A 17,765-nucleotide genomic window follows, 5' to 3' on the forward strand; every position below is an offset into this window, starting at 1 on the left:
CCTGCGCACTCGACCGCAGACCACCCAACAGCGGATACGTCGAGCCAGAGGCCCAGCCGGCCAACACGATTCCGTACACCCCGACCGAGGTGACCGCCAGCACGTAGAGCACCGCTACCGGCAGGTCGGTGAGCTGCAGCGGTGTCCGGTGGTTGAACACCGACACCAGCCCACCCATCGGGATCACCGCGAACGCCAGGAAGGCCGGCACCACCGCGATCACCGGCGCCATCAGGTAAACGGGTTTGTCCACCCCGGCAGGAACGAGCCCTTCCTTGAGGGCCAGCTTCACACCGTCGGCCAGCGATTGCAGGACTCCGCCCGGACCGACCCGGTTGGGGCCGACGCGCATCTGCATACGGGCCAACACTTTCCGCTCCGCGACGATCGCGACCAGCACGGTCAGCACCAGGAAGCCGAATACGCCGGTAGCTTTGGCTGTCACCAGCCACAGCGGATCGTGCCCGAAGGCCGTGAGATCGGGATAGCTCATCGAGTGTCCCCCGCTCTGATCGCCACCGGCGCTCCGAGGGTCACGCCGAGGTCCCGGTGCACCGCACTGCCCGGTGAGTTCATCGGCAGCCACACGACGCGGTCGGGCATCTCGGTCACCACCAATGGCAGCGTGACGGATCCGCGGACCGTCGAGACCGTGACCGGATCGCCTGCTGTAGCGCTGATTTCGACAGCGGTGGCGGGTGAGAGCCGAACCACCGGAGCTCGACCGGTATCGGCGAGGTGGCGGGCGCCGTCTTGCAGCCGGCCCTTGTCGAGCAACATCCGCCATCCGGCCAGCAGAGCGTGCCCCGCACCGGGAAGCCGCGGAGGTCGATCGCGATGGGACACCGCCTGGGCGGGGCCATCCCAGCTACCCAGTCGCTCGAGCTGCCTGCGGGCGTCGGCGGCATCGTCGAGTGCCAGGGCGCGGCCCATCGCCTGGGCGATTGCGCTCAGCACCCGCAGATCGGATGACGAGCTGGCCGCCACTGCCTGTTCGAAGCCACGCCGGCGGCCCTCCCAGTTGACAAACGTCCCCGCCTTCTCGGTCACCGGCGCGACGGGGAAGACGACGTCGGCCGATTCGGTGATGGCGCTGGTGCGTAGTTCGAGGCTGACCATGAACGGTGTGGCAGCGATCGCGTCACGCGCTGCCACCGGGTCGGGGAGGTCGTCGATGTCGACCCCGCCGATCACCAATGCACCGAGTGTGCCGTGGCGGGCGGCATCGAGGATGTCGGTGGTACTGCGGCCGCGCTGCGCCGGGACCACGCTGAGATCCCAGGCGGCACGGACCTGTTCGCGCGCCCGGGGGTGAGCGACCGGCCTGCCGCCGGGTAGCAGATTCGGTAGGCAGCCTGCCTCCAGCGCGCCCCGGTCTCCGGCCCGACGAGGTACCCACACCAGCCGCGCACCGGTGTGCTGAGCCAGCGCGGCCGCGGCCGTCAGAGCACCGGGAGCGGTGGCCAGCCGTTCGCCCACCGCGATCACAGCACCGGCGAGCCTGAGTCGACCGTCCGTGCGCATCGCGTCGAGCGCCCCGGCTTCGTGCCCTGGCGCGGTGGGGATCAGCCGGCCGCACATCTTGGTCAGGCCGCGCGTGGCAAACGGCGCGATCGACACGACCGGTACGCCGTGGCGAGCCGCCTTACGTAACCGAAGAAAGACGATCGGCGATTCCTCCTCAGGCTCCAACCCGGCCAGCAGCACGATCGGGGCGACTTCCAGATCGGCGTAGCTCACCTCCATCGGACGGACGGCGACACCGGAGAGGAAGTCCTCCTCCTCGAGCGAATGGGCGCGACTACGGAAGTCGATATCGTTGGTGGCCAGGACAAGCCGCGCGAACTTGCTGTAGGCGTAGGCATCCTCGAGCGTCATCCGGCCGCCGACGAGGACACCGGTGCGCCCGACGGCGGCGGCCAGACCCGCAGCGGCGACGCTGAGCGCCTCCGGCCAGGACACCGGACGCTGCGTACCGTCGGCGGTGCGGATCAGCGGTGTCGTCAGGCGATCGCCCTGGTTGGGATAGGTGTGCGCCCAACGCCCCTTGTCGCAGTTCCACTCCTCGTTGACCTCGGGATCGTCGCCGGCTAGGCGGCGCAGTACTTTTCCGCGACGATGGTCGGTGCGCTGGGCGCAGCCGGACGCGCAGTGCTCACACACGCTCGGCGACGAGATGAGGTCGAATGGGCGCGCGCGGAACCGGTAGGTGGTGCCCGTCAAGGCCCCCACCGGGCAGATTTGCACCGTGTTGCCCGAGAAGTACGAGTCGAACGGTTGATCATCGGCGATCCCGACCTGTTGCAGCGCACCACGTTCCAGCAACTCGATGGACGGATCTCCTGCCACCTGGTCGGAGAACCGCGTGCACCGGGCGCACAGCACGCACCGCTCACGGTCGAGCAGCACCTGCGCCGAGAGGTTGATCGGTTTCGGATACGTTCGTTTGACCTTGTCGAACCGGGTCTCGACCCGGCCGGTAGTCATCGCCTGGTTCTGCAGCGGGCATTCCCCGCCTTTATCGCAGACCGGGCAGTCCAGCGGGTGGTTGATCAGCAGCAGCTCCATCACCCCCTGCTGTGCCCGGTCGGCCACCGCTGACGTGTGCTGGGTGCGGACCACCATGTCCGGTGTGCAGGCGACGGTGCACGACGCCATCGGCTTGCGCTGACCCTCCACCTCGACCAGGCACTGCCGGCAGGCACCGACCGGTTCGAGCAAGGGATGGTCGCAGAACCGCGGGATCTGCACGCCGATCAGTTCGGCGGCCCGAATCACCAACGTGCCCTGGGGAACGCTGATCGACTGCTCGTCGATGGTGACGGTGATCAGTTCCACATCGGTGCGCGACGCATTCTCGGCGCGGGTCATACCCCACCCCGTTCCCCGTGAGCAGACGCAAACTCCCCTGTTTTCGGGTGAAAAGGTGCGAGTTTGCGTCTGCTCGCGAGGGTGGGGGGCGCCTGGAGCATCGACGCCCGCGGGTCGAACGGGCAACCACCGTCGATGTGGGCCAGATACTCGTCGCGAAAGTGCTCGACCGAGGAGACGATCGGACTAGCCGCGCCATCCCCCAACGCGCAGAACGACTTTCCCAGCATGGTGTCGGCGATATCGAGCAGCTTCTGCACGTCGTCGGACCCCGCAGTCCCGGTCTCCAGCGCCTCGAAGAGCTGCACCAACCAGTACGTACCCTCCCGGCACGGGGTGCATTTCCCGCAGGACTCGTGAGCGTAGAACTGCGTCCAGCGCCGGACCGCACGCACCACACACGTCGTCTCGTCGAAGATCTGCAATGCCTTGGTACCCAGCATCGACCCCACTGCGGCCACCCCTTCGTAGTCCAGCGGTACGTCGAGATGTTCGGCAGTCAGCATCGGGGTCGACGAACCACCCGGGGTCCAGAACTTCAGCTCGTGACCGGCCCGCACCCCACCTGCGTAATCCAGCAGCTCCCGCAATGTGATCCCCAGCGGCGCCTCGTACTGACCCGGCCTCGTCACATGTCCGGACAACGAATAGAGGGTGAAGCCGGGCGACCGTTCGGTGCCCATCGCGGCGAACCACGCTGCCCCGTTCACCATGATCGGCGGGACCGACGCGATGGTCTCGACATTGTTGACCACCGTCGGGCACGCATACAGACCGGCCTCGGCGGGGAACGGCGGACGCAGCCGCGGCTGGCCGCGACGCCCCTCCAGGGAGTCCAGCAGCGCCGTCTCCTCCCCGCAGATGTACGCACCCGCACCGGCGTGGACCACCAGGTCGAGATCGACACCGCTGCCGCCGATATCGGTGCCGAGGTAGCCGGCGGCGTACGCCTCGGCGACCGCGACCTGCAGGCGCCGCAGCACCGACGCCACCTCACCGCGGACATAGATGAACGCGTGCCGCGCCCGGATCGCGTAGGCGGCGATAATGGCACCCTCGATGACGAAGTGCGGGGCCGCCAGCATGAGGGGAATGTCCTTGCAGGTACCGGGCTCCGACTCGTCAGCATTGATCACCAGGTAGTGCGGTTTGGCACCTGCCCCGCTGTCTCCCTGTGGGATGAACGACCACTTCGTCCCGGTCGGGAACCCGGCACCGCCGCGCCCCCGCAGTCCTGCCTGCTTCACCAGCGCGATCACCTCGTCGGGGCTCATCGCCAAGGCCCGTCGTAGCCCGACGTATCCGTCATGGCGCAGATACGTCGCCAGAGTCCACGATTGCGGCTCATCCCAGAACCGAGTGAGGACCGGTGTCAGTGCCGTCATCTCAGGCCTCGCCCTCGGTGGCGGGGTGTAGACCGGCGAGGCCGCGGGCGGTCTCCCGGAAGGTGCCCAGCGGCCCGCCCCGTGACGGGGCCGGCCGCCGGCCGCTGCGTAGCTGATCGACGAGATCGATTGCTGTCGAGCTATTTTGATTGTCGAAGAACTCCCAGTTGACCATGACGACGGGCGCGAAGTCGCAGGCGGCGTTGCACTCGATGTGCTCCAGCGTGATGGTGCCGTCTTCGGTGGTCTGGCCCGTCCCGATGCCGAGGTGGTTCTCCAGGACCTTCAGGATGGCGTCGCCGCCCATCACCGCACACAGCGTGTTGGTGCACACCCCGACCAGGTAGTCCCCGGTCGGGGTGCGCCGATACATGGAGTAGAAGGTGGCCACCGCGGTCACCTCGGCCGGTGAAAGGTCGAGATACCGTGCACAGAAGCGGATTCCGGCTGCGGTCAGACAACCGTCCTGGGCCTGGACCAGATGCAGTAGCGGCAACAGCGCCGACCGGGCCCGTGGGTACTTCGCGATGATCACCTGTGCGTCCGCGTCCAGTCGGGCGCAGACGTCATCGGGGTAATCCCCGGGTCCACCGGTGATCGGTGCGATCGGCTCTTGCGGCCGGACACCGAGACGCAGCTCCACGCTCATCGGTACTGTCTCCTCTTCGCGCAGGCGCTCATCGGTACTGTCTCCTCTTCGCGCAGGCGCTCATCGGTACTGTCTCCTCTTCGCGCAGGCGCTCATCGGTCCACCCCTCCCATCACCGGGTCGATACTCGCGACCGCAGCGATGACATCGGCGATCATCCCGCCCTCGCACATCGCGGCCACGGCCTGCAGATTGGTGAACGACGGGTCGCGGTAGTGCACGCGGTACGGGCGAGTCCCGCCGTCGGACACCATGTGTACCCCGAGCTCGCCACGCGGTGATTCCACCGCGACGTAGACCTGCCCGGCCGGCACCCGGATGCCCTCGGTGACGAGTTTGAAGTGGTGGATCAGCCCCTCCATCGACGAGCCCATGATTTTTGCGACGTGTTCGGCGGAGTTCCCCAGACCGTCGGGACCGAGCGTGAGGTCCGCCGGCCAGGCCAGCTTGCGGTCGGCGATCATCACCGGCCCGGGCGCCAACCGATCCAGGCACTGCTCGACGATCTTCAGCGACTCCTTCATCTCGTTGACCCGGATCAGATACCGGCCGTAGGAGTCGCAGCCCGGATCGGTGATGACGTCGAATTCGTAAGTCTCGTAACCGCAGTACGGCTGGACCTTTCGCAGATCGTGCGGGAGGCCGGTGGATCTGAGGATCGGTCCGGTGATACCCAACGCCATGCAGCCCGCGAGGCTCAGATACCCGATGCCCTGGGTGCGGGCTTTCCAGATGTAGTTGTCGCTGAGCAGATCTTCCATGTCCTTGAGCCGGCCGGGCAGAATCTCGAGCAGCTCCCGGATCTGTCCGACAGCCTCCGGCGGCAGGTCGCTGGCGAGCCCGCCCGGCCGGATGTAGGCGTGGTTCATCCGCAGGCCGGTGATCGTCTCGAACACGCCGAGGATGAGTTCGCGTTCACGAAAGGCGAAGAGCATCGCCGAGATCGCGCCGAGTTCCATGCCCCCGGTGCCCAGCGCGACCAGATGACTGGAGATGCGATTGAGCTCCATCAGCAGCACGCGGATCACCGACACCCGCTCCGGGATGTCCTCGGTGATCCCCAGCAGTTTCTCCACCCCGAGGCAGTAGGCGGTTTCGTTGAAGAACGGGGACAGGTAGTCCATCCGGGTCACGAAGGTGACGCCCTGTGTCCAGGTGCGGTATTCGAGACTCTTCTCGATCCCGGTGTGCAGGTAGCCGATCCCGCACCGCGCTTCGGTGACGGTCTCGCCGTCGATCTCCAGGATCAGCCGCAGCACTCCGTGTGTCGACGGGTGTTGCGGGCCCATGTTGACGACGATGCGGTCCCCGGTGCCGCCGTCCGTGGCTGAGCTTTTCCCCAGCGCGACGATCTGGTCCCAGTCCCGGCCCTCGACGGTGATCATCGTGTCGGTCATCGGTAGGACCTCCGTTGATCCGGCGGCGCGACGGTGGCGCCGTGGTATTCGACGGAGATGCCGCCCAGCGGATAGTCCTTGCGTTGCGGGTGTCCCACCCAGTCGTCGGGCATCGCGATCCGCATCAATGCGGGATGCCCGACGAAGACGATGCCGAAGAAGTCGTAGGTTTCCCGCTCGTGCCAGTCGGTGGTCGGATAGACCGAAAACAGAGATGGCACCTGCGGATCGGCATCGGGGCAGGTGACTTCCAACATCACCCGACGGTTGTGGGTGATCGACATCAACGGATACACCGAGTGGAGCTCGCGACCCGCCTGGCCGGGATAATGCACACCGGAGACCCCGAGACACAACTCGAACCGCAGCGCTGGATCGTCACGCAGCACCTGCGCCACTGCGATCAGTTGCTCGCGGCGCACCTGCAGTGTCAGCTCCCCGGCGTTCACCACCACCTGCTCCACTACCGCGTCGAAGCCGAGACCGAGCTGCGCCAGGGCCACCTCGAGATCGTCGACGACGCGGCTGCCGCGGGACCCGAACACGCCCGTGCTCATCGCAGCAGCCCGGTCAGTTCGATGGTCGGCCGCGACTGCAGTGCGGCGGCCTCGGCGGCGGCGATCGCCTCGGTGCGGTTCACCCCGAGCGGCATCTCCTGAATCTTGTCGTGCAGCTTCAGGATTGCGTGTAATAGCATCTCAGGGCGCGGTGGGCAGCCGGGCAGATAGATGTCCACCGGCACGATGTGGTCGACGCCCTGGACGATCGCGTAGTTGTTGAACATCCCCCCGGATGAGGCGCAGACGCCCATGGCCAGCACCCATTTCGGCTCGACCATCTGGTCGTAGACCTGACGCAGGACCGGTGCCATCTTCTGCGAGACCCGACCGGCGACGATCATCAGGTCGGCCTGCCGCGGCGACGCCCGGAAGACCTCCATGCCGAACCGGGCGATGTCGAACCGCGGTCCCGTCGTCGCCATCATCTCGATGGCACAGCACGCCAGCCCGAATGTCGCCGGGAACAGGGAACTTTTCCGGAAGTACCCGGCCAGCCCCTCGACCGTGGTCAGCAGGAACCCGCTCGGCAGCTTCTCTTCGAGGCCCATCCGACTCAGTCCCAACTCAGCCCGCCGCGGCGCCACACATACGTGTACGCCGCGAACACCGCCGCCATGAACAACGCCATCTCCCCGAGCGCGAAGGTGCCCAGCGAGTCGAAGGCGACCGCCCAGGGGTAGAGGAACACGATCTCGATGTCGAAGATGATGAACAGCATCGCGGTCAGGTAGTACTTCAGCGGAATGCGGCTGGCACCCAATGACACTGCAGCGGGCTCGATTCCGCACTCATAGGCTTCGAGCTTGGCCCGGTTGTATCGAGCCGGACCGACCAGCGACGACATCACCACCGACACCACCGCAAAGCCGCCGGCGATGACGGCCAGCACCAGAATCGGTAGGTAAATACCCATGCAGCATGTCTACTGACTTCCGCGGCCGAGGCATCCCCCGAAATGGGTGGGACGCCGGGGGATCCGGCGGGGGAGATCGTCGCTAACGGCGCGGCGCGGACAGCCCGAGCAGACCCGGATCGAAGGTCGCCCGGGCGGCGACGGATGCCGCCGCTGCCGCGACGACCACCGCGGCATCGGAGTCGTGTCCCTTCGGGAAGACGATCTCGGCGCTGTCCGGGCCATCGCGGTGGGCCATCAGCCAGTCGTAGAGCAGCCAGTCCAGCGCACAGGTGACTGCCATCGGATCGGCGTCGGGGTGCTGCGCCGAGTCGATCACCGACTGCAGCGCCTCGCGGTGTTCCCGTCGTGCACCGTCTTTGTTGACTCCCGAGCTGTCGAACAGCAGCATCGACAATGTCAGCGGGAAGCGTTGCCCGGTAGTGGCTCTGACGATCCACCGGCTGCCTCGCCAGGGCTGGTCAGCGTTGACCTGATGCATCTCGCCGTACCCGCCGACCACCCCGATCGAGGGGTCGTCGAGCTCACCGTCGAGCGGAGCCGGCCCGAGCAGCCCCAGCGGCTCACGGGCACAGATGGAGAACAAGGCGGCCGTGCCGATGATCTTGCCTGCCCGGACATCCGGCGTGACGCCGGCCGGTGCCAGCGCGGCGTGATATTCGAAGCAGAGCCGATCCAGGACCCGGTGCAGTTCGAGGAGATCATCCCGCTCCCCCGGCGTGGGACGTCGGCCGCCACCGAGGATGTCACCGAACCGCTCCGCCGCCCCGATCAGCGAGTCGTCGAGGGCTTCGAGGTGGGTGGCCACCAATCGGTCCGGCTCGTCATCGCCGATCAGCAGGGCCTGCAGTGACGTCGGCTCTCCCGCGGGAGTGGCCCAGCAGAAGCCGAGCTGACCGTCGACTTGCACGATCCGCGGCCTCACCGCGGTGACCGCCGCCAGATCACAACCCGATTGTTGCCCGAGTCGGCGACCGCCAACCGATCGCCGCGCAGCGAGATCCCGTACGGCCAGCACAGGGTGTCAGGTTTGACCGAGGTCCAGCGGTTCTCCCCGTTGGATCCGAAATCGGGTTGCGCCAACACATGATCGGCGGCCCGCCCGTCCTCAGGAAGGCTGTTCCACAACAGGATTCGGTTGTTCGCCGTATCGGCAAGAGCGAAGCGCTCACCACCGGCACTGTCCAAGCCGATCGCGTACGGGAAGCGGAACCGGTCGCCGGTGTGCGGACCGTACGGCCATTCGTCCGACGCCGAGAAGTCGGGCTGGCCGATCAGGATATCGGCCGGTCCGTCGGCGAGCGGCTGCGGCGACCAGCCCAATACCCGGTGATCGCCGGCATCGGCAATCAGCAACAGATCGTCGTGACCGGCGATGTCATGGGGCCAGCGGAAACTGGCCGGACCCGCCGTCGCGCCACGGTTCTCCTCCCGGTGGTGTTCGTCGGGTTGCCCGAGCACGATATCCGCCGGTCGGCCCGGGTCCGGAATACCGTTATCCCAGCCCAGCACCCGGCGATTACCGGTGTCGGCGACCCAGAACCGCGACCCGATGATGGCGATACCGAACGGCCAGTACAAGGTGCTCGCCGAGCACTCAACCCCGCGGTTAGGGCTTACCGACACCGGATCGGGTTGTCCGAGAATCAGATCCGGCGGCGTGTCGTCGAGCACGGGCACGTCGTTCCAGACCAGGATGCGGTGCTGCCACGCGTCGGCGACGATCAGCCTGCCGTCGTGCACCAGCACACCGGTCGGCAGGTTCATCCCGCGTTCCGGCCCGCGCCCACCTGCGGCGCGGCCCTCGGAGCTGCCGTCCGGCTGCCCCAACACCACATCGGCGGGCTGCTCATCGGAGGTCGGCATACTGTGCCACACCAGCACTCGGTGATTGCCGGAATCAGCCACCACCACCTGGTTTTCACCGAGGAAGACGCCGCGCGGGGAGTACATCCACGCCATCGTGGGGTTGGCGGGCGGTAGCGCCAGACCGCCAGGGGCCGGTGCGCCCAGCCAGATCTCCGGGGACCAGCCGCCATCCAGTCCCGCGGCGGGTGCCGCGTCCAGTTTGGCGGGCCGGCCGCCGATGTTATGGCGGACGGTGTAGCGGCTCATGTTCCCACACGGACCCAGACGTCGCCCTTGTCGATCCGCAACGGCAGTTGTTCGAGCTGAGCGCCTGGCGCGCTGAGGCATTCACCTGAGGTCGCGTCGTAGCAGAAGCCGTGCCAGGGACACGTCAGGGTGCCGTTCTCGGCGTCGAGTACCGCATTGTTCAGCGGCAGCGCTTCGTGGGCGCATTCGTTGCGGTAGGCCGTCAGCTGCTGTGCCACATTGACGACGACCACCTCGGCCTGCTCGCCGGTCAGCGACGTCAGGCTGGCCGGGGTGAGCTCACCCACCGGCACTTGCGCGACGGGCCCGACCTTCACCCACCCTTCACCGGCCGCGTCGAGCCCGATGCGCAGCGATTCCACCGAGATGAGGGTCGGTGAGGGCTCGCCTGCCAGCACCTCCACCCCGGTCACCGACGGAACACCCTCCACCAGAGCGGTTTCCACCAGATTGCGCAGCGTCACCGAGGACATCGAGCAGCCGTTGCAGGCGCCTTCGAGCCGGACGAACGCCGTCCCGTCCTCGATGCGGACCAGCGCGACGTCTCCGCCGTGGCTCTGCAGTTGCGGCCGCACCTCGACCAGCACCCGGTTCGCCAGCGTCATCGGGTCGGGCCGGACGATCCGGTGCAACGACAGCAGCAGGTGCACCACGGGATCATCGACCAGCTCGAAGAGCACCGCCCTGGCCGCGTCGTCCGCCCGCATCTGCCGGACAATGGTGACCAGACCCGCGCGGTGAATGGCCTCGACTGCCGCTTTCATCTCCTCCGCGACGGCCCGAGCGGCCGGATCCAGCGCGGCCAGGGCGGCCGCGGCGTCGTCGACCCGTTTGGCGAGTTCCTCGAAGCCGGGCTCTTCCGCACTGGTCTGACCACCGGTCGGACTGGTGGTCGGCGGCTGCACGGTAGCGGTACTCATGATCTTCTCCTGGTCACTGTGCGGCTTCGGACCGGTTCAGCGTCACCTGACGGGCGACCTCGTCGAGAACACCACGCACCGCGCGGACTGATTCCTGATCGTCGAGTTCTTCGAACAGGAACCGGGCCTCGTAGAGCTTGGCCTTGGCGTGCTCGAAGGCTCCGAGATGCGCCAGCACGTTGCCCTGATTGGCCAGCACCCGCGCTCGCCCCATCGGATCGGACTCACGGTCCCTGGCTTCCAGGACCGCCTCGTAGAGTTCGACCGCCTCGACGAGGTTGTCCGCCTGATGTTTCGACGGCGTGTAGACCAGCGAATTAGCCAGGTTCAGTTGAACACTCGCCCACTGTTCGGGATGGTCCTCGCGGGTGTAGACGGTCAGCGCGGAGCGCAGCGAGTTGGCAGCCACCCCGAGCCGCAACTGACCCGAGGCCTCCACCATCGGCATGGTCAGATACGCCGTCGCCAGGTTTGCATGCGCCGACGCCCACAGCAGCGGCGCCTCCTCGCGCAGTACCAGTTGCAGCGCCGAGTGGTAGTGCGGGACCGCCTGCACCATCAACTCGGGATGCTCGCCGGCCTGCTCGTGCAGGATTCCGGCCAGCGTCAGGTGCATTTCAGCCCGGCCGATCCGTAGCCCGTCGGCACCGTCGAGAAGATGCAACGCCCGCTCCAGGCGGGACGCGGCAGTGTTGTCGCCCGCGGCGACACAGACCGACGCGGCCGCGCCGAGCAGCACACCGGCCAACGGCCTCGATACCGGGATCGCGGCCTCGACGGCCACGTCCAGCAACGCCGTTGCGGTGGCGGGGTCAGCGTCGGCCAGCGCGTTGCTGGCGTGCGCGGAGAGCACCATGGCGGCGAGTTCGCCGTCGGCCGAGCCCATTTCGGGCACCACGTCACTGCGCCCGACCGCGAAGAGCACCACATCGACCAGTACGCCGAATTCCTCCAGCGCGGCCCGCAGGTCGTCGGGATCCTCCGCATCGGGATCCAGCACGAACCGGTTGTACCGGGCGATGACGTCGGCACCGTCCAAGGCTGCGAGTGCCCCTTCCCGGTCCCCGGCAAGGGCGAGCTGATGGGCCCGCAGTTCCGTGGGCCAGACCGCGGGCGCGTTACCGGTCAGCAACGCCTCGCGGGCGGCTTCGGTCTCCGCGCCGGCGGGAATCAGCAGGTAGCCCAACGGTAATGGGAAGGCGCCGAGCGGCTGGGGCCGCCGGGCCAGAACGCCGGGTTCGGTCAGGTCGCCCTCGACGGCCAGGGTGGTCACGGCATCATCCATCGAGCGGTCCTCGCAGTTCACGTTCGGCCGCCCGCTTGATCAGCCCGGCGGACAGTTCGGCACGGGCTTTGGTCGGGTGGGTGTCGATCCGGGTGCGCACGACACCGTCGGCGAACACCACGACGACCTCCACCGCCCATCGTCCGCGTTCCTCGACCACGACGGTCTGGACGTCGAGCGCCTCATCGGCGGAGCTACCGCGCCGTACTTCGGTCTTGGGTCGGGGTTCCTCACACACGGCGATCACCGCTGGGGATCCAACGGAACGCGCAACGCTCCCTGTGCATCATCCCAGAATGCCCGATGAATGCCCGTGGGGATCCGATCGGACAGGACTTCCCGTACCAAGGTGGCGCGATCGCCCGCCGGGTTGCGTTGTTTGAGCAACAACCCGCCGCTGCGCGGACCACGCAGCGGGATCAGCCAGAAGTCACCGTCGCGGACCACCGCGGCCACCGCATCCGAGGGAAAACGACTGGCCGCCAACGCCGCATCGAGGCGCACATACCCGTCCGCAGTGAACTCGACATGCGCGTCATCGCAGGCCTTCGGCCGCAGCGCGGACAGATAGTCGGCCTCGATGATGTCGATCACCTGGTTCATCGCGGTCGAGACGGGCTCGGACAACTCGGCACCGAGGTCGACCCCGGCCGCCTCGATCAGAAAAACCGTGATGTCGGTGGGGCACGCCTCGCCCAGCGCCCAACGCGCCAGGGCGATCGCGTTGTCCCACCGGAACGAGTGAGTGTGCAGACCCTGCAGCGGGGGCAGTTCTTCCAACTCGGCACCGGGCACGCGGAAGACCGTGCCCGGTGCCGCGCCGGCAGACCCCGTGGTCAAACAGGCGTCGATGATGACGACCCGCTCGGCGCCGCGCATCTGGAACGCGACGTCCATCCCGGCGGTGCCGCCGTCGACGAGGCGGGCGCCTTCGGGTACGCCTCGTTCCCAAAGATGGCGTACCAGAACAGGTCCGACGCCGTCGTCGCCACGCAGCAGGTTGCCACAGCCGACGACCAGCACCGAGCACCCTGGGGGCTCGATATCCAGGGACTCCCCCTGTCCGGCGGCGCCGGCACCTGCGATGGACGTCGGGATCACACCATTCCGTTGATGACGAACTTGGACAGCTCACGCCCCTTGGGATCGTAGGCATGCACGGTGCACACCAGACAGGAGTCGAAGCTGCGGGCGACGTGACCGAGTTCGACCGGGTCTTCCGGATCGACGATCGGCGAGCCTACCAGCGCACGCTCGATGGGGCCCAGCACTTCTGATCCGTCCCGCGGGCCGATGTTCCAGGCGGTCGGCGTGATCACCTGATAGTTCTTGATCTTGCCGTCCTCGATGACAATCCAGTCGGCCAGTGAGCCGCGGGCCGCTTCGGTGGCCCCGAAACCCTTGCCTTCGGCGTGCTCGATCGGCTTGGTGTAGAAGCTCTCCTTGAGGTTCAGCTGGTCCAGCCAGCCGCGCACCCACTGGTAGTACTTGGGGGCTTCGTGCATGCGAGCCAGTTGGCGGACGAACACGCTGGGACCGATCTTGCCCATGATGTCGACGAACAGCGAGTCATTGTCCTGGTGCGCAGCGGCATTGGGGCCACCGGCGGCCATCCGGCGGGCCAGCGGACCCGCTTCGAGTGGGATGGTGCCGAGGTCGCCGACGCTGTACCGCGGCGATTTCGCCCAGCTGTACTTGCCTTGTTTGCGGCCGACCTCGGGATCGATCGGGATGGTCTCACCCTCGAACGGGTGCAGCGGGCGGTCGCCCTCGTAGAACGAATGTGTGGTGTCTTCAAAGACATTGGCCTGGTCGAACTCGTGCCACTGGTCCTTGGCGTAGATACCGCTACGCCCGATGAGCGCCGCGTTGCGCCCCTCGATGGTGGGATTCTCATACCGCGACGGCTCGAAATAAGTGCCGGTGGCGATGAAGTTACCGACACCCTGGCCGTACTTGTCCAGTCCGATGTCGAGGCAGTAGCGGATGAAGAAGCCGCAGTCGCTGTTGTACTGGGATTCGTTCTCGTCAACCCATTCCAGGACGTCTTCCCAGGTCTTGATCTCCAGCCAGCGTTCCACCGAGCACCCGAGCCACTGCTTTTCGAGCCAGTTGTCCTTCCAGTGTTCGAAGATGGCGATCGCGCGGGTGACATCGGTCAGTGTGGGTGCCGACATCACCCCGCCGGGCACCATGAAGCTCGAGTGCGGCCACTGGCCACCGAAGATCGCATACACCTCAACGGGTTTCGCGGACAGCACCACGCCGGGCTGGTAGCTGGTGCCGACATACGGCGCGAAGCGGCGGACGGCCTCGGCGTAGAGCTTGGACTTCGCGTAGTTCTTGTTGGTGAAGTCGATCGCGAACAGCGCATAGAAGTAGCGCGGAATCGATTGCAGCGTCTCCGCCGCCTGGCAGATGTTGCGGATCAACGTCGCGTTGGGCGGCACGTGGGTCTTCCACGCGGTATCGAGGGCGTAGGCCGACTTGTAGAGGTGGCTGCCGCCGCAGATACCGCAGATGCGCGGACACACCACCAGGCCGGCCTGGGGATCCTTACCGCGCAGGATGATCTCGAACCCGCGGAACATCGCGGCCTCGGTCCATGCGGAGGTGACGATGCCGTCGTCGACGGTGACGCGCACGTCGAGGTCTCCCTCGACGCGGCCCAATGGGCTCACGAACAGGTCAAGCGCGGTCATAGCGAAAGAATCCTCTCGGAAAACGACAGAAACCAGGGCTGGTGGTTTGGGGGTGCACGGCTCGCGGGTGCGCGCTAGACCACGAACATGTCTTCTTTGGACCATTGCGGCGCAGCGATTTTCGCCGCCGCGGCATGCGCCATGTAGGTGAGGTGGTCGGATCCCTCCGGAACCTCCTTCGGAATCATCCCGCTGACCTTCTGCGTCTTGAAGACGGTGCCCGGCATCAGGTCGAAATGCGGAAACTCGGGCTCCGTGCAACCCAGACACGGCATACCCGCGCGGGTTTTCGAGGACTGGCGGTTCCACAGGATCCGGTTGCACGGCGAGTGGGTCATCGGCCCACGGCAGCCGAATTCGTAGAACAGGCAACCGGTACGGGTGCCCTCGCCGAATGACATGGTCGACTGCTTGTACTCGAAGAACTGGACCCGCGTGCAGCCCGTTTGCGTGAAAGTCTTGAAAAACGTTTCGGGACGGTGCAGTTCATCGAGAGTGATATCGCCGGCGCGGCCGGTCGCCAGCGCGACCAGGATCTGGGTGATCCAGTCGGGGTGGGCGGGGCAGCCGGGAATGTTGATCACCGGCAGACCCATCTTGGAGCGGAAGTCCGGCCCGAGGAAGCCGCCCTTGTTGCGTTTGTGGAACTGCAGACCGGTCGAGCCTGACGGGTTGGGTTCCATCGCCGGGATGCCGCCGAAGCAAGCACAGTCCCCGATCGCCACCACGATCTGGGCCGCCTCGGCGAGGTCGACGACCCAGTCCTTCATCGGCCGGTCGGCGAAGATGTCCATCCGCCCGGTGCCGTTCGGCGCCTCGATGACACTGCCCTCGAAGACGAAGATGTCCAGTGGTCGGTCGCCATTGGCGCAATCCCAGAAGACTTTCTGCGCATTCTTTCCCAATTCGAGCCCCAATGACGGATGCCATAAAAGGTCGAGACCGAAATCGACCACCAAATCGACGACATTCGGTTCTTCGGCATTGAGAAATGACATGGTATTTCCGCTACAGGCACCTCCCTGAAGCCAGAGAACAGACGCCATTGGAACTCCTCTCGATAACGGCCTAGGGCGAGGCCGCACAATGGGTGAAACTGGGCTGCAATCGAAGAAAGCGGTATTTCTAGTGCGGGAGTTGACGCCCGAACGCACGCGCCACCTGGATGAGGAAGCCCATCCCTCGGGTGACGTCCTGGTCCTTGGTAACCCGCCAGAGTCCGAAGATCCCCTTGGGTCCGCCCGGGTCGGCTTCGTTCGCGGCCTTGCCTTCGACGAGCGCCTGACCCAGTTCGGCCAGGACGTCGGCGGCCGCCGGATCCACCAGTGGTGAATGCAACAACCGATCCAGCGTCGGGGTTGCGTCGACCATGGCTTTGGTCAGCGAGGCCAGCGTATGGACCAACGCCGTGACGTCGATGGATTTGAGCTCAGCGGCGTTGGGGAGCGCGGCACTGAATGCCGCGGCCGGGCCCTTCATCTCGCCGACGGCCGAGGCGAGTGAATCGCTGATCGTGTCGCCGCGACGGATCAGTCCGTCGAGACCGGTCAACAAAATCGCAAGCAGGTCCGCGTGATCGAGCAGGCTGTTCAGCGACGCCGCCACCTGCGGGTCATCGAGCCGCTCCCGCAGTTGATCGGCAGCCGAGATGGCCAGGACCTGCCCGTTTGCCGTCATGCCGCTCCTTGTCGAATTCCTGTTCCGGACCGGGCCACTCCTGTGGTCCCAGTCACAAGCTAGACCTCGCCCGAGGGCCGTGCCTATCGCTTTCGCGCAGGAGCTGTCAGGATTGCGAACACTTGAGCGCGCTGATGCGCGCCCGAAGATCAGGAGTCTTGCATGATCGCCGCCGATACCTTAACTAACCGTCACGTATCTCGGGTCGGCTGTCCAGGGTTGCCCTGATGTCCCGGTTGACCCGACTGCGCTACATCGACGTCCGGCGGACGAGTAATCCGGTTCGCCGAAAGGTGCGGTCACGCGGGGTTCCACCGGCGCTGGCGAACAACGAGATCTTCTACACCGAGAGCATCTCCGACGCCGGCCGACTGATCGGCCGGGCGCTGTCGCCGCTGACGTTGACGGTCGCCCCCGAACAGACCGCGGGCTTCGCCGCGACGATGCACGGGATCCGACTGCGCAACGTCAGCATGTTGTACCTGAACCTGCACGTGGCGGCGACCATCGACATTCCGGTCCTCGGCCAGTACTACGCCGTCCACATGCCGATGAACGGCCGCGTCATCTCCGAACACCGCGATCGCACGTTCGAGTCCAACACCATCCGGTCGCTGGTGACCAGCCCCGGCCTTCCCCTGCGGCTCACCTTCGACGACGATTCGCCGCAGTTGCTGATCCGGATCGAGGAGCGGGCGATGGCGGCACACCTGACTCGGATACTGGGCCGGAGCCTGGCCCGCCCGCTGGTCTTCGACCCCGAGTTCGACCTCACCACCGATGCCGCGATGCGCTGGCACGCGGCGGTTCAGCTAATCCACACCGAGGTGTTCCACGCGGGTTCGCTGATCCAGCGCGGCCAGGGTATCGGCGCGGTCGAGGAACTCGTGATGAGTAGCCTGCTGCATCTGCAACCCTCGAACTACCACGCCGAATTCACTCAACCGCCGCAGCCGGACAAGCGCCGCGCCGTCGTCCAGGCAGCGATGGACTACATCGATGACCACCTCGCCGAGCGCATAACGATGGAGTCGGTAGCAAAAGCTGTCCACATGAGCGTTCGCTCGATTCAGCAGGGCTTCCGCGAAGAGCTCGGGATGAGCCCGATGACATATGTTCGGGAACGCCGGCTCGAGCGGGTCCACGAGGAGCTGATCGACGCCATTCCTGCCGACGGCGTCACCGTCACCGCGGTCGCGGAACGGTGGGGTTTCCACCACCTCGGCAGCTTCGGCGTCGAGTACCGCAAACGCTGGGGCGAATCACCGTCAGAAACCCTGCGACGCTGACG

Annotated in this window: 15 protein-coding genes and 3 pseudogenes; 1 reads left to right on the forward strand and 17 read right to left on the reverse strand. The window is 66.4% G+C overall.

What is annotated here, in order from left to right; translation table 11 throughout:
- From H7J73_RS33260 to H7J73_RS33340, 17 genes and pseudogenes are all read right to left on the reverse strand, one after another.
- Positions 1-493, reverse strand: a 493-nt coding sequence (locus H7J73_RS33260; protein WP_264072128.1) for a complex I subunit 1/NuoH family protein, incomplete at its 3' end; no start/stop codon positions are given.
- Positions 490-2,871, reverse strand: a complete 2,382-nt coding sequence (locus H7J73_RS33265; RefSeq protein WP_264072129.1) for an NADH-quinone oxidoreductase subunit G — start codon at positions 2,869-2,871, stop codon at positions 490-492. The genes H7J73_RS33260 and H7J73_RS33265, both read right to left, overlap by 4 nt.
- An 89-nt stretch (positions 2,872-2,960) precedes the next feature.
- Positions 2,961-4,256, reverse strand: a pseudogene (nuoF, locus tag H7J73_RS33270) (NADH-quinone oxidoreductase subunit NuoF); the annotation flags it as partial.
- A gap of 4 nt (positions 4,257-4,260) precedes the next feature.
- A pseudogene (gene nuoE / locus H7J73_RS33275) lies at positions 4,261-4,905 on the reverse strand (NADH-quinone oxidoreductase subunit NuoE); the annotation flags it as partial.
- A 92-nt stretch (positions 4,906-4,997) separates the two neighbouring features.
- Positions 4,998-6,302 carry an NADH dehydrogenase (quinone) subunit D gene (gene nuoD, locus H7J73_RS33280; RefSeq protein ID WP_264072132.1) on the reverse strand — a complete coding sequence of 435 codons (1,305 nt, stop codon included), beginning with the start codon at positions 6,300-6,302 and terminating at the stop codon, positions 4,998-5,000.
- Positions 6,299-6,826, reverse strand: a pseudogene (locus tag H7J73_RS33285) (NADH-quinone oxidoreductase subunit C); the annotation flags it as partial. The gene nuoD and the pseudogene H7J73_RS33285, both read right to left, overlap by 4 nt.
- Positions 6,827-6,855: 29 nt before the next feature.
- Positions 6,856-7,410: a NuoB/complex I 20 kDa subunit family protein gene (locus H7J73_RS33290; RefSeq protein ID WP_264072133.1), complete on the reverse strand. Its 555-nt coding sequence runs from the start codon at positions 7,408-7,410 to the stop codon at positions 6,856-6,858.
- A gap of 5 nt (positions 7,411-7,415) precedes the next feature.
- On the reverse strand, positions 7,416-7,775 hold the full coding sequence (locus H7J73_RS33295; RefSeq protein ID WP_264072134.1) for an NADH-quinone oxidoreductase subunit A: 360 nt from the start codon (positions 7,773-7,775) through the stop codon (positions 7,416-7,418).
- A gap of 82 nt (positions 7,776-7,857) precedes the next feature.
- Positions 7,858-8,700 carry a hypothetical protein gene (locus tag H7J73_RS33300; RefSeq protein ID WP_264072135.1) on the reverse strand — a complete coding sequence of 281 codons (843 nt, stop codon included), beginning with the start codon at positions 8,698-8,700 and terminating at the stop codon, positions 7,858-7,860.
- Positions 8,697-9,890: an NHL repeat-containing protein gene (locus H7J73_RS33305; protein WP_264072136.1), complete on the reverse strand. Its 1,194-nt coding sequence runs from the start codon at positions 9,888-9,890 to the stop codon at positions 8,697-8,699. The genes H7J73_RS33300 and H7J73_RS33305 overlap by 4 nt, the downstream gene beginning before the upstream one ends.
- Entirely contained in the window at positions 9,887-10,810 is a 924-nt protein-coding gene (locus H7J73_RS33310) for a NifU family protein (RefSeq protein WP_264072137.1), read from the reverse strand. Before H7J73_RS33310 ends, H7J73_RS33305 begins: the two co-directional genes overlap by 4 nt.
- Before the next feature lie 13 nt (positions 10,811-10,823).
- The gene (locus tag H7J73_RS33315; RefSeq protein ID WP_264072138.1) at positions 10,824-12,095 is read right to left on the reverse strand and encodes a hypothetical protein; all 1,272 of its coding nucleotides are present in this window, start codon (positions 12,093-12,095) and stop codon (positions 10,824-10,826) included.
- Positions 12,088-12,333 (reverse strand): hypothetical protein, encoded by a 246-nt coding sequence (locus H7J73_RS33320; protein ID WP_308207459.1) that lies wholly within the window; start codon positions 12,331-12,333, stop codon positions 12,088-12,090. The genes H7J73_RS33315 and H7J73_RS33320 overlap by 8 nt, the downstream gene beginning before the upstream one ends.
- A 5-nt stretch (positions 12,334-12,338) precedes the next feature.
- Positions 12,339-13,196: a hydrogenase maturation protease gene (locus H7J73_RS33325; RefSeq protein WP_264072140.1), complete on the reverse strand. Its 858-nt coding sequence runs from the start codon at positions 13,194-13,196 to the stop codon at positions 12,339-12,341.
- Positions 13,193-14,797 (reverse strand): nickel-dependent hydrogenase large subunit, encoded by a 1,605-nt coding sequence (locus H7J73_RS33330; RefSeq protein WP_264072141.1) that lies wholly within the window; start codon positions 14,795-14,797, stop codon positions 13,193-13,195. Before H7J73_RS33330 ends, H7J73_RS33325 begins: the two co-directional genes overlap by 4 nt.
- A 74-nt stretch (positions 14,798-14,871) precedes the next feature.
- Positions 14,872-15,843, reverse strand: a complete 972-nt coding sequence (locus tag H7J73_RS33335) for an NADH-quinone oxidoreductase subunit B family protein (protein WP_264072142.1) — start codon at positions 15,841-15,843, stop codon at positions 14,872-14,874.
- Positions 15,844-15,922: 79 nt separating this feature from the next.
- Positions 15,923-16,474 carry a DUF1641 domain-containing protein gene (locus tag H7J73_RS33340; RefSeq protein ID WP_264072143.1) on the reverse strand — a complete coding sequence of 184 codons (552 nt, stop codon included), beginning with the start codon at positions 16,472-16,474 and terminating at the stop codon, positions 15,923-15,925.
- Between the two features lie 227 nt (positions 16,475-16,701).
- Between H7J73_RS33340 and H7J73_RS33345 the strand changes: the two genes are divergently transcribed.
- On the forward strand, positions 16,702-17,763 hold the full coding sequence (locus H7J73_RS33345) for an AraC family transcriptional regulator (protein ID WP_264072145.1): 1,062 nt from the start codon (positions 16,702-16,704) through the stop codon (positions 17,761-17,763).
- The last annotated feature ends 2 nt before the right edge of the window (positions 17,764-17,765 follow it).

It is taken from the genome of Mycolicibacterium komossense (assembly GCF_025822605.1).
Taxonomy (GTDB): domain Bacteria; phylum Actinomycetota; class Actinomycetes; order Mycobacteriales; family Mycobacteriaceae; genus Mycobacterium; species Mycobacterium komossense.

What these genes read in the sequence shown, in the direction of transcription:
- H7J73_RS33265 (WP_264072129.1), bottom strand. Translation starts at nt 2,871, where the DNA reads ATGACCCGCGCCGAGAATGCGTCGCGCACCGATGTGGAACTGATCACC.
- nuoD (WP_264072132.1), bottom strand. Translation starts at nt 6,302, where the DNA reads ATGACCGACACGATGATCACCGTCGAGGGCCGGGACTGGGACCAGATC.
- H7J73_RS33290 (WP_264072133.1), bottom strand. Translation starts at nt 7,410, where the DNA reads ATGGGCCTCGAAGAGAAGCTGCCGAGCGGGTTCCTGCTGACCACGGTC.
- H7J73_RS33295 (WP_264072134.1), bottom strand. Translation starts at nt 7,775, where the DNA reads ATGGGTATTTACCTACCGATTCTGGTGCTGGCCGTCATCGCCGGCGGC.
- H7J73_RS33305 (WP_264072136.1), bottom strand. Translation starts at nt 9,890, where the DNA reads ATGAGCCGCTACACCGTCCGCCATAACATCGGCGGCCGGCCCGCCAAA.
- H7J73_RS33310 (WP_264072137.1), bottom strand. Translation starts at nt 10,810, where the DNA reads ATGAGTACCGCTACCGTGCAGCCGCCGACCACCAGTCCGACCGGTGGT.
- H7J73_RS33315 (WP_264072138.1), bottom strand. Translation starts at nt 12,095, where the DNA reads ATGGATGATGCCGTGACCACCCTGGCCGTCGAGGGCGACCTGACCGAA.
- H7J73_RS33330 (WP_264072141.1), bottom strand. Translation starts at nt 14,797, where the DNA reads ATGACCGCGCTTGACCTGTTCGTGAGCCCATTGGGCCGCGTCGAGGGA.
- H7J73_RS33335 (WP_264072142.1), bottom strand. Translation starts at nt 15,843, where the DNA reads ATGGCGTCTGTTCTCTGGCTTCAGGGAGGTGCCTGTAGCGGAAATACC.
- H7J73_RS33340 (WP_264072143.1), bottom strand. Translation starts at nt 16,474, where the DNA reads ATGACGGCAAACGGGCAGGTCCTGGCCATCTCGGCTGCCGATCAACTG.
- H7J73_RS33345 (WP_264072145.1), top strand. Translation starts at nt 16,702, where the DNA reads ATGTCCCGGTTGACCCGACTGCGCTACATCGACGTCCGGCGGACGAGT.